This window comes from Acinetobacter sp. V115_6, assembly GCF_031799025.1.
Lineage (GTDB): Bacteria > Pseudomonadota > Gammaproteobacteria > Pseudomonadales > Moraxellaceae > Acinetobacter > Acinetobacter pittii.
Genome location: NZ_JAVQNO010000012.1, coordinates 76,434 through 88,366, shown reverse-complemented (window position 1 = coordinate 88,366; position 11,933 = coordinate 76,434). Strand labels below are relative to the sequence as shown.

Genomic DNA, 11,933 nt, shown 5'->3' with positions numbered 1-11,933 from the left:
AAAAAAGGAACTGTTATGAGCGAGGCTTATATTATTGATGCCATTCGCACCCCACGCGGAAAAGGAAAAAAAGATGGCTCTCTTTACGAAGTAAAACCAATTACCTTACTTACCACCTTATTAAATGAATTACAGCAGCGCCATCAAATCGATACGTCTAAAGTCGATGACATTGTTTTGGGCTGCGTAACACCAATTGGCGATCAAGGTGGTGATATTGCAAAAACAGCAGCGATTGCAGCAGGTTGGAATGATGATGTTGCTGGGGTACAAATCAATCGCTTTTGTGCATCAGGTTTAGAAGCAGTCAATATGGCAGCCATGAAAGTTCGCTCTGGTTGGGAAGATTTAGTGGTTGCTGGTGGCGTTGAATCAATGTCACGCATTCCAATGGGTTCCGATGGCGGACCGTGGGCGTTAGACCCTGAAACAAACCTTAAATCATCATTTGTTCCGCAAGGTATTGGGGCCGACCTCATTGCAACCTTAGATGGCTATAGCCGTGAAGATGTTGATAATTTCGCAGTGAAGTCACAACAAAAAGCTGCAGCAGCTCAATCAAATGGTTATTTCGACCAATCTGTCGTACCAGTCAAAGATCACGCAGGTGTGGTGATTTTAGAAAAAGATGAATTTATTAAAGGTAATACCACACTCGAAGGTCTAACGAAGCTCAACCCAAGTTTTGAAATGATGGGGCAAATGGGCTTTGATGCACTGGCTTTACAAAAATATCCAGAAGCACAAAAAATCACTCATGTTCACCATGCTGGTAACTCATCAGGCATTGTCGATGGAGCAGCTGTAGTTTTATTAGCTTCTGAAAAAGCGGTAAAAGAACAAAATTTAAAACCACGGGCTAAAGTTTTAGCGACCGCACTGGTTGGTACTGACCCAACCATTATGCTGACTGGCCCTGCGCCTGCTGCACGTAAAGCTTTAGAAAAAGCTGGGCTTACGATTGATGATATTGACCTATTTGAAGTCAACGAGGCATTTGCAGCAGTTGTTATGCGTTTTATTAATGAGCTCAATGTCCCTACTGAAAAAGTCAACGTAAATGGTGGTGCGATTGCTTTAGGTCATCCATTAGGTGCAACAGGTGCCATGATTTTAGGCGCTTTACTTGATGAGCTTGAACGACAAGATAAAAAGCGCGGTTTAGCGACGCTCTGTGTTGGCGGTGGGATGGGTATTGCCACCATTATTGAACGCGTATAAAAATTAGGGATATAAAAGATGAGTGCAATTCAATACGGAAAAAATGCCGACAATATTGTCATTTTAACGCTTGATTCAACTGGTCAATCTGCGAACACCATGAATGCCGAGTTCCGTGACTCGCTCGATGAGGCAACTCAGAAACTTAAAGCAGAAACAGAACTTTCAGGTGTTATTTTCCGCTCAGCTAAAAAAACTTTCTTTGCAGGCGGCGATCTAGATGAACTAATTCAAGTTCAGCCTGAACATGCGACTGACTTTTTCAATATGGTTGAAAAGCTAAAAGGTCATTTACGTACAATTGAAACGCTAGGCATTCCAGTCGTTGCAGCATTAAATGGCACTGCACTTGGCGGTGGTTGGGAAATCGCATTAAGTTGCCATCACCGTATCGCGATTAATGACCCTAAAAGTAAATTTGGTCTACCAGAAGTTACTTTAGGTTTACTACCAGGCGGTGGTGGTATTGTGCGTATGGTACGCCTACTTGGGCTTCAAAATGCGTTCCCATTTTTAATGGAAGGCAAACAGTTCGGTGTTGATAAAGCAAAATCTTTAGGCTTAATTCATGACACTGCCGAAAATGAACAAGAACTTTTAGATAAAGCAATTGCTTGGATCAAGGCCAATCCAAAATCTCAGCAGCCATTTGATGTGAAGGGTTATAAAATTCCGGGTGGCGATCCAAAAACTCCAGCAGTTGCACAAGTTCTTGCAATTGCACCAGCCATGTTAAAAGACAAAACCAAAGGTTGTTACCCTGCCCCTGAAGCAATTATGGCTGCCGCAGTTGAAGGTGCACAAGTTGATGTCTATACTGCACTGCGTATTGAGTCTCGCTACTTTACTCAGCTTACAACAGGTCAAATTTCTAAAAATATGATCGGCACTTTCTGGCATGGTCTAAATGCAATTAAGTCTGGTGCTAGTCGTCCTGCCGACGTTCCAAAATGGCAAGCGACTAAAGTGGGTGTATTGGGTGCAGGCATGATGGGTGCAGGTATTGCTTATTCAACAGCCATTAAAGGCATTCCTGTTATCCTTAAAGATGTATCTGTTGAAAATGCTGAGAAAGGTAAAGCTTACTCACAAAAGCTCTTAGATAAACGTGTTTCACAAGGCCGCATGACCGCAGAAAAACGTGATCAGATTTTATCTCTCATCACGGCGACAGCTTCCGCTCAAGATCTTCAAGGTTGTGATTTAATTATTGAAGCGGTATTTGAAAATCAAGAACTCAAAGCTAAAGTCACTCAAGAAGCCGAGCAATATCTAGCGCCTAACGGTGTGATGGCATCAAACACCTCAACCCTGCCAATTACAGGTTTAGCTCAGGCAAGTAAGGATGATAAAGCTTTTATCGGTCTGCATTTCTTTAGCCCTGTCGACAAAATGCAGTTGGTTGAAATTATTAAAGGTAAAAACACCTCCGCAGAGACGCTTGCCAAAGCTTACGACTTTGTACAACAAATTGGAAAAACACCGATTGTTGTTAATGATAGCCGTGGTTTCTTTACCAGTCGTGTGTTTGGTACATTCATTCAAGAAGGTATGCGCTTGCTTGCCGAAGGTGTCCACCCAGCGCGTATTGAAATGGCTGCACTGAAAGCGGGTATGCCAGTTGGCCCCCTCGCTATTCAAGATGAAGTATCTTTAACATTAACCGAACATGTTGCCAGTGAAGCACGCAAAGCTCTACAAGCCGAAGGAAAAGATTTACCTAAAACTTCTGTAGATGAAGTGGTTCACACCATGATTCATGAGTTAAACCGTAAAGGTAAAGCTGCTGGAGCTGGTTTTTATGAATACCCTGAAAATGGTAAAAAGCATCTATGGGAAGGCTTAAACCGCTGGAAAAAAGATCATGATATTTCTGAACAAGATATGATTGATCGCATTCTGTTTGTACAGGCCTTAGATACTTTACGTTGTTATGAAGAAGGCGTATTAGAGTCTGTAATTGATGCCAATGTCGGTTCTATCTTTGGGATTGGTTATGCACCTTGGACTGGAGGAGCAATTCAATTCCTAAATCAATATGGTACTGATAAAGCCCAAAAACGCGCCGAAGAATTGGCTGCCAAATATGGTGAACGTTTTACACCACCAGCTTTACTAAAAACCAAAGCTGAGCAGAAACAAGATATTCAGTAACTTAGTCCTATTGAATATTTAAAAAACTGCATAAACCTTACCCATATAAATATATTTTATTTATATGGGTTTTTCTTTATGACCTTTAAGATTTCAGCCCCCTGCCTAAATATGCTATAAATAGACTTCATTTTTGTGCTTCTACAGCACATTCGAGAAATTCTTATGTCCGATAAAAATTCTTCCGAGTCAGCAATTTTAGGCTGGAAATTTGTTCTGATCGTTGGTGTTTTAAGTGCAATTTTCCTTGGCTTTTTTTATTTAGCAATGAGTAATGAACCTGACTATATGCCAGGTGCACAGCGCAAAGCACAACAAGAGCAAATGCAGCAAAAGGCTGAGCACTCTACAGAGCAACACGCTCAACATAGTGACAACATGCCTGAAATGGATATGCAAGAACATAAGCAATCAACTCAGTAATCAGATATTTTTCAAATGACAGATTTTTCCCGCAACGCACTGGTTGTAGAGGGTGGAGGCATGCGTGGTGCCTTTACCAGTGGTGTACTTGACGCGTTTTTACAACAACAGTTCAACCCATTCGATTTATATGTTGGTGTGTCGTCTGGTTCAACTAATGTCGCCAACTACCTAGCAGGCCAGCAAGGCCGCACGCTAACATTTTATATTGATCATTCACTGCGTCCTGAATTTATCGATTACAAACGCTTTTTTAAAGGCGGCGACTTACTTGATTTAAAATGGATGTGGGAAATTGGTGAAAAAGAACATCCACTTGATCAACAGAGTCTTTTTGCCAAAAATCCTGATTTTTATATGGTGTTGACGCATGCCAAAACAGGTCATGCAGAATATCTTCGTGCGGGTAAAGACAATTTACTCAATGCGCTTCGTGCTTCTAGCTCAATTCCAGTTTTAACGCGTCATCCCGTCGATATTATGGGTGAACCTTATTTTGATGGTGGTGTTGCAGATGCCCTACCCGTTCGCTGGACGGCTCAGCAAAGTGGCGTCAAAAAACTGTTAGTTTTACGTACTCGTCCGAAAAACTATTTCAAAGCAAGTAGTCGAGGTGATCAATTCCTCGCAAAATATGCGTTTAAATATCATTATGGTTTCGCTAGTAGCTTGCGTAGCCGCTGTGCTCGTTATAACGCTTCGGTCGATTTTGTTCGTGGTGAAAATCCAGACCAGCAAATTTTAGAAGTGTGTCCACCGCCTCTTAAAAATATGGCTGGCCGTTTAACTACCAATCCAAAAAAGCTTCGCTACAGTTATGAAGTCGGTTTAGAAACTGGCTTACAGGCCATCGAAAGTTGGAATGCAATGAAATAAATTAAAATTGAGATTTCTAAAAAGAAGTCTCAATTTAACTTCAAAACCATATCAATATGTGGAATGCCACAGTCTTGGTAAACTTCACCTTGTACTTTAAAGCCTAAAGCTTCGTAAAAAGCGGTCACATAGGTTTGCGCTGAAAGCTTTAAGTAAGGCAGCTTATGACGACGTGCATAGTCAATAATATGCTGCATTAAAATTTTACCAATACCCTGCTTTCGATAAGGCATTAAAACAGCAACACGCCCTACGCTATGCTGCGGCAACAAACGTGCTGTAGCGATAGGCTGCTCTTTGTCATAGACAATAAAATGTAGAACTGTGGCATCCAAGTCGTCCCATTCATCTTCAGGTGCAATTCCCTGTTCTTGGATAAAGACTTGTTCACGGATGTATTTGGCATCTTGCTCAAGCTGTTCCCAACCACCCTCTACAATTTTATACATCCATTCACCGTCCTAGCACTTACAGCCGATATTTTCGATCGGCAACTGATCTTGCAATAATAATTCCAACGTTTGTTTTTTAATTCCGTACATTTCTTTCAATGCTTGGATTTGAGCCATAATCTTGGTGTCAGGCTGTGAAACGTTTTTGCGTTTTGTCGCCAAAATCATTTTATTTTTGCTGGTATGTTCAAGCGATACAAACTCAAAAACTTTGGTTTCATAACCATACGCTTTTAAAAGTAAAGCACGTAAAGTGTCAGTCAACATCTCGGCTTGTTGTCCAGCATGAATACCAAACTGTAGCATTGGTTGTAAAACTTCTGGGCTATGTAATTGAGGGCGTAACTCTTTGTGGCAACATGGCGCACACATAATCATCGAAGCGTTTAAACGGATTCCAGTATGAATAGCAAAATCTGTCGCAATATCACATGCGTGTAAGGCAATCATTACATCCAGCTTTTCCGGTTGATAACTACGAACGTCACCTTCAAAAAAGTCTAAGTGGTTAAAATGCACTTTGTCTGCAACATTCTGGCAAAACTCAACCAGATTCGGGCGCAATTCAACACCAGTAATCAACGGTGTTTTTTGCTGCTCTTGCAAATAATCATATAACGCAAAAGTTAAATAACCTTTCCCCGAGCCAAAATCGACAATGCGTAACTCTTGTTGAGATGCATCAATCTGTTCATAGGCACTCGCAAAAATTTCGATAAATTTATTAATCTGTTTCCATTTACGAGCCATGCTTGGAATAACTTGGGCTTTCTCATCAGTAATACCCAGCTCTTTTAAAAATGCATTCCCTTGCTGTACATAGCGCTGCTTTTCACGGTCATGCGCCTGAACCGTTTGTGTCGCATTTACTGCCTGTTTTTTACCCATATTTAATATGGCTTTTTTCTTATTTTTTTTAAGTTGAATTTCTTGAGTAGTCGAAAATAAGTTTGCTTGCTTACACTGAGTGATTAATTGCTCAATCTGCTGCAAGCCCTCTTGAAATGAATAGTTTTTAGTCATATCTTGAGTCGTGTGATGGTATAGAGCTGAAAGCTGTTTTTGTCCATGTAGCTCTACAACGCGGAAAGTGATTTTTTCCAGCTGCGCCAGCTCTCCCTTATATTGGCTCAAGATCAAACGTTCAAAAGCTTGTTGGTCAAGCATTTGCTTGATTTCATGAAAGAATTGCTGTTCTTGCTCAAAGGAGAAAACCGACACGGATATACCTGAAAAATGAAGACTCATATAAAATAGAAGTTTAAAGGGTCTAGGATTAAAAATAAAATAACTTTACGACTGTTTTGTATTTCTATACATTTGTATTTTTAATCAAAAAAATTAAAGTTATGAGTAAATCTGTGTTGGAAACTTACGATCCAAAAGAAGAACTATTTAATGCCTATAGTCATGGTGCTGGCGTTGTTATGGCGGTTGTAGCTTCTATCTTTTTAATTATAAAGGGATCTTATCTTTCCACTGCTCAATGGGTGGGCTTATGGGTATATTCATTTAGCCTAATTTTAGTTTTTACCAGTTCTACACTCTATCATTTTGCTCAAACACAAAACCTACGCTACTGGTATAAAAAACTCGACCATACTGCTATTTATTATTTAATTGCTGGAACATATACCCCGTTCTTAAGCATTGCTATACCTACACAAAAAGCTCATATTTTACTTATTGCTCTCTGGAGCATTGCTGCAATTGGTACACTTTTCAAGTTAGTTTTTATTCATCGTTTTCAGAAAATTTCGCTACTTGCTTATGTTCTTATGGGGTGGCTTGCTGTATTTGTTATGGATGATATGCGCACCTATCTGAGTAAAGACGCGTTGATTTTGTTAATTATTGGCGGATTAGCTTATACGGTTGGAGCATTGTTTTACGCGTTAAAAAAGGTAAGATATACCCATGCGATCTGGCATATTTTTGTGCTTTTAGGTGCAGGGGCACATTTTCTTGCAATCTATTGGTACGTAGTTTAGTCCATTTTTCACTCATATTCAGTGATCCTGAAAGAGTCATGGATGATGTTCTTTCACGCTATTCTTTGAGAAAAATACGTCTTTAAAAAGAATAGTCATTAAAAATAAATTTTAACGGATATAAGGACTTATATGGAGTCAACCTCTGCGACTGCTGCTCCTGTAGTAGCCACTAATTCAAAAACACGAGTTTTGTTTGCAAGCTTAGTCGGTACAACTATTGAGTTCTTCGACTTTTATATCTATGCAACAGCTGCCGTGATTATCTTTCCTCACCTATTTTTCCCTGCTAGTAGTGGCAGTGCCGCAGTCTTACAATCTCTGGCAACCTTTGCAATTGCCTTTATTGCTCGTCCTATCGGTGCCGCATTATTTGGCCATCTAGGAGATCGTATTGGGCGAAAAGCAACTTTAGTTGCAGCTTTACTGACTATGGGTATTTCAACTGTATGTATTGGTTTGCTTCCAACCTATGCCCAAATCGGGATTGTCGCACCATTACTATTAGCTGTTTGTCGTTTAGGACAAGGCTTAGGCCTAGGCGGTGAATGGAGCGGTGCAGTATTATTAGCGACTGAAAATGCCCCAGAAGGAAAAAGAGCATGGTACGGCATGTTTCCGCAGCTAGGTGCCCCAATTGGCTTTATTTTGGCAACAGGTTCATTCTTACTATTAAGCGCAGTTATTCCTGAGCAAGCATTCATGCAATGGGGCTGGCGTATTCCATTCATTGCCAGTGCTGTATTGGTTATTGTTGGCTTATATATCCGTTTAAAACTTCATGAAACTCCAGCTTTCCAGAAAGTCTTAGATAAGCAAAAAGAAGTTAATATTCCATTTAAAGAAGTTTTAACCAAACATACCGGTAAGCTTATTCTTGGTACAGTTGCAGCAATCTGTACCTTTGTTGTGTTCTATCTTACTACCGTATTTGCCTTAAACTGGGGAACCACTAAACTGGGTTATGCGCGTGGTGAATTCTTAGAACTTCAACTCTTTGCCACCCTTTGCTTCGCCGCATTCATTCCTTTATCGGCTATTTTTGCAGAAAAATTTGGTCGTAAAACAACTTCTATTGGCGTTTGTATTGCTGCTGCGATTTTCGGCTTGTTTTTCTCTAGTATGTTAGAGTCTGGAAATACCTTAATCGTATTCCTTTTCTTATGTACTGGCTTAGCAATTATGGGCTTAACATATGGTCCAATTGGTACAGTTCTTTCTGAACTTTTCCCAACTTCAGTTCGATATACAGGTTCAGCATTAACTTTTAACTTGGCTGGTATTTTTGGTGCATCTTTTGCCCCACTCATTGCGACTAAACTTGCTGAAACTTATGGTTTATATGCGGTTGGTTATTATCTTACTGCTGCATCACTTTTATCACTTATCGCATTCTTACTCATTCGTGAAACAAAAAATGATGATGTAAATAATCAGATTTAAAGTTTTAAAGACACCCCCATAAAAAAGCCAGTTCAATTTGAACTGGCTTTTTTTATACGTAAATGAATTAATTCATTGATGCAGGATTTGCTGGAGCAACACTATTTGTTGCAGCTGACGTTGTCACATTGCTTGCTGCAACTGCCGCTGGTCCTGCTACAGCTGCTTCACCGATTAAAGCAACTTTTGCTTTTTCTTGGCTTTTTGCAGAGAGAGCTGGGTTACTTGCCACAATACGATTAATATTTGCTGAGTTTGCTGGAGCAATCGCAGTAGTTTGTAAAATAATTGGGCGATTACCTGTGTTACCCAACGTATAGCGAATACCTGTACGTGGACTAATCACTGTAGTATTTTCTTGCTTCACTACAGCTTGAGCCGAAGTTGGGCCTTTTGCTGCAAGTACTTTATCAACCGTTGTCGTTTGAGGGGCTGAAGTTGCTTCTGCTGCAAAAACAAAACTTGGTACAGCAAGAACAGTTAAAAATAAAGGTTGTAATACTTTTTTCATTGTCTTTCCAACATACACTCTGGATGAGAAGTAAATAGCATTTAATGCTTAAAACTGCAAACATTATTCACAGGCTTACTACAAACATAAAAAAAGCAGAACAATTGTTCTGCTTTTTTTGTGAAGGCAGATTAGATCTTACCGTGACATTGCTTATATTTTAGTCCTGAACCACATGGGCATGGTGCATTACGGCTTTCTGGAACAGGGAAAGCTTGCTGTTCAGCAGACTCGTTCATGGTTTCTTGAGAAAGTGTAACTTCACCAGTTAAACCATCTACATCATCATGTTCAAAAGAAAGCTTCATTGATTCAGCTTGCTGCTGCTGTTGAGCTTCCATTTCTGCAAGTTCTTCTGGTGTTGGGATATGTACACGAGACAAATCAGTCACAACATCAGTTTTAATAATACCCAACATGTTTACGAACAGGTTGAAAGCTTCTTTCTTATATTCCTGTTCAGGGTTCTTTTGCGCATAGCCACGTAAGTGAATACCTTGGCGCAAATAATCCATTGCAGCCAAGTGATCTTTCCAATGGCGATCAAGAGAGTTTAAAACGAAATGGCGCTCAAGCATTGCTGCTGATTCATCACCCATTTGAGCGCGGCGCTGACGATAACGTTCAATTACTTCATCACTAATACGCTCAACCAAACCTTCTTCATCTAAACGACGATCTTGGTCTAACCATTCCTGAACTGGCAGCTCAATACCTAAATCAATACGTAAAGCATTTTCTAAACCTTCCACATCCCACTGGTCATGAATTGACTCTGGTGGAATAAAGTTGGCAATCATGCCTTGCATCACTTCACGATGCATTTCTTCAACGTATTCTTTTAAGGTGTTTTCAGCTAATACTTCATCACGTTGTGAGTAAATGATCTTACGCTGTTCATTATTCACATCATCGTATTTCAATAAGTTTTTACGAATATCAAAGTTACGTGCTTCAACTTTACGCTGAGCATTCTCAATCGAACGGCTCACCATTTTATGTTCAATCGCTTCGTCTTCTTTCAAACCCATCGCGCGCATCATACCAACGACACGGTCGCCTGCGAAAATACGCATCAGATCATCTTCAAGAGATAAATAGAAACGAGAAACACCAGGGTCACCCTGACGACCGGCACGACCACGTAACTGGTTGTCAATACGACGTGATTCATGGCGTTCAGAACCAATGATATGCAAACCACCTGCTTGCAATACATCTTCGTGGTCTTGTTCCCATTGTGCTTTTAGACGTGCTTCATCTTCTGCAGTTGGGTTTTCAAGTTTGGCAAGCTTAGCTTTCCAGTTACCACCCAAGATAATATCCGTACCACGACCAGCCATGTTAGTTGCAATCGTTACTGCATTCGGGCTACCCGCTTGAGCAATAATGTCAGCTTCACGCTCATGTTGTTTTGCGTTCAAAACTTCATGATGAATACCAGCTTGCATTAACTTAGAAGATAAAATTTCGCTGGCTTCAATGGTTGCTGTACCAATCAGAATAGGAGCAACACCCTGCTGACGAATATTCATAATTTCTTGAATAATCGCGTTATATTTGCCGTTACGGTTTAAATAAATTAAATCGTTTTGGTCGTTACGAATCATTGGACGGTGAGTTGGAATAATCACAACATCAAGACCGTAAATTTCTTTCATTTCCGCAGCTTCAGTATCAGCAGTACCTGTCATACCTGAAAGCTTTTTATAGAGACGGAAATAGTTCTGGAATGTTGTTGTCGCTAAAGTTTGGTTTTCAGGCTGAATTTCTAAGCCTTCTTTTGCTTCAACAGCTTGATGCAAACCTTCTGACCAACGACGACCCGGCATCGTACGACCCGTATGTTCATCGACAATAACCACTTCACCATCATGAATAATATAGTGAACATCACGTTGGAATAGGAAATGCGCACGAATAGCAGCAGATACATGGTGAACAAGGTTCAGGTTTGTTGCTGAATATAAGCTTTCGCCTTCAGCCAACAAGCCCATCTGAATAAGTTCTTGTTCAACAGTTTCATAACCAACCTCGGTCATTTCAACTGAACGCTGCTTTTCATCAATCCAGAAATGCCCACCATCTGCAACTTTTTCTTCTTTTTGCGGATGTAATTTAGGAGGAATCGTATTGATTGCAGAATACAGATGCGAAGAGTCTTCACTTTGACCAGAAATAATTAATGGTGTACGAGCCTCGTCAATTAAGATGGAGTCAACTTCATCGATAATGGCATAGTGCAAACCACGTTGTTTCTTTTCTGCTAAAGAAAACACCATGTTGTCACGTAAATAGTCAAAACCGAATTCGTTATTGGTACCGTAAGTAATATCTGCAAGATAAGCTTCCGCTTTTTCTGACGGACCTTGCATTGAATAAATCGTACCAATTGATAGACCCAAAAATTCAAATAATGGGCGGTTCAACTCGGCATCACGCTGTGCCAAATAATCGTTTACAGTAATGACATGTACACCTTGGCCACTCAAAGCGTTTAAATAACACGCCAGAGTACCCATAAGGGTTTTACCTTCACCAGTACGCATCTCGGCAATCTTACCTTCATGTAAGGTAATACCACCAATTAACTGAACGTCATAGTGACGCATACCCATCACACGCTTAGCAGCTTCACGACAAACTGCAAACGCTTCTGGAAGTAATTTATCTAAACTTTCGCCATTATTATAACGTTGTTTGAATTCTGGAGTTTTTGCAGATAAGTCTGCATCGCTTAAAGCTGATATCGTCGGCTCGAGCGCATTGATTTGCTCAACAATTTTGCGCATGCGTTTGAGTTCACGCTCATTTTTTGTACCGAAGATACCTCCGATCAGACTTGCCAACATGGATAAACTC

General features: G+C 40.3%; 10 protein-coding genes. 6 read left to right on the top strand and 4 right to left on the bottom strand.

Annotation, left to right across the window (positions count from 1 at the left end; genetic code table 11):
• Positions 1-15: 15 nt before the first annotated feature.
• From RMA94_RS01695 to RMA94_RS01680, 4 genes are all read left to right on the top strand, one after another.
• Positions 16-1,221 (top strand): acetyl-CoA C-acetyltransferase, encoded by a 1,206-nt coding sequence (locus RMA94_RS01695; protein ID WP_311081587.1) that lies wholly within the window; start codon positions 16-18, stop codon positions 1,219-1,221.
• A gap of 18 nt (positions 1,222-1,239) precedes the next feature.
• A complete protein-coding gene (locus RMA94_RS01690) occupies positions 1,240-3,375 on the top strand; it encodes a 3-hydroxyacyl-CoA dehydrogenase NAD-binding domain-containing protein (protein ID WP_311081585.1) in 2,136 nt (711 codons plus the stop codon).
• A gap of 165 nt (positions 3,376-3,540) precedes the next feature.
• On the top strand, positions 3,541-3,798 hold the full coding sequence (locus RMA94_RS01685; RefSeq protein WP_001280981.1) for a hypothetical protein: 258 nt from the start codon (positions 3,541-3,543) through the stop codon (positions 3,796-3,798).
• 15 nt (positions 3,799-3,813) lie between these two features.
• Positions 3,814-4,674, top strand: coding sequence for a patatin family protein (locus RMA94_RS01680; RefSeq protein WP_044100268.1), 861 nt, complete (start codon positions 3,814-3,816; stop codon positions 4,672-4,674).
• Positions 4,675-4,703: 29 nt separating this feature from the next.
• On the opposite strand, the gene RMA94_RS01675 is transcribed toward RMA94_RS01680, so the two are convergent.
• Together RMA94_RS01675 and RMA94_RS01670 are read right to left on the bottom strand one after the other, a co-directional pair.
• On the bottom strand, positions 4,704-5,123 hold the full coding sequence (locus RMA94_RS01675; protein WP_005804690.1) for a GNAT family N-acetyltransferase: 420 nt from the start codon (positions 5,121-5,123) through the stop codon (positions 4,704-4,706).
• 12 nt (positions 5,124-5,135) lie between these two features.
• A complete protein-coding gene (locus tag RMA94_RS01670; RefSeq protein WP_167563063.1) occupies positions 5,136-6,347 on the bottom strand; it encodes an SAM-dependent methyltransferase in 1,212 nt (403 codons plus the stop codon).
• Positions 6,348-6,475: 128 nt separating this feature from the next.
• Here RMA94_RS01670 and RMA94_RS01665 point away from each other — a divergent pair, with 128 nt between their 5' ends.
• Both RMA94_RS01665 and RMA94_RS01660 read left to right on the top strand, forming a co-directional pair.
• The gene (locus RMA94_RS01665; RefSeq protein WP_031944657.1) at positions 6,476-7,117 is read left to right on the top strand and encodes a hemolysin III family protein; all 642 of its coding nucleotides are present in this window, start codon (positions 6,476-6,478) and stop codon (positions 7,115-7,117) included.
• Between the two features lie 132 nt (positions 7,118-7,249).
• Positions 7,250-8,560, top strand: a complete 1,311-nt coding sequence (locus RMA94_RS01660; RefSeq protein ID WP_016143091.1) for an MFS transporter — start codon at positions 7,250-7,252, stop codon at positions 8,558-8,560.
• 67 nt (positions 8,561-8,627) lie between these two features.
• On the opposite strand, the gene RMA94_RS01655 is transcribed toward RMA94_RS01660, so the two are convergent.
• Together RMA94_RS01655 and secA are read right to left on the bottom strand one after the other, a co-directional pair.
• Positions 8,628-9,071 (bottom strand): hypothetical protein, encoded by a 444-nt coding sequence (locus RMA94_RS01655; RefSeq protein ID WP_311081576.1) that lies wholly within the window; start codon positions 9,069-9,071, stop codon positions 8,628-8,630.
• A 131-nt stretch (positions 9,072-9,202) separates the two neighbouring features.
• Complete coding sequence (gene secA / locus RMA94_RS01650; RefSeq protein WP_262442249.1) at positions 9,203-11,923, bottom strand: preprotein translocase subunit SecA; 2,721 nt, start codon at positions 11,921-11,923, stop codon at positions 9,203-9,205.
• Between the last annotated feature and the right edge of the window lie 10 nt (positions 11,924-11,933).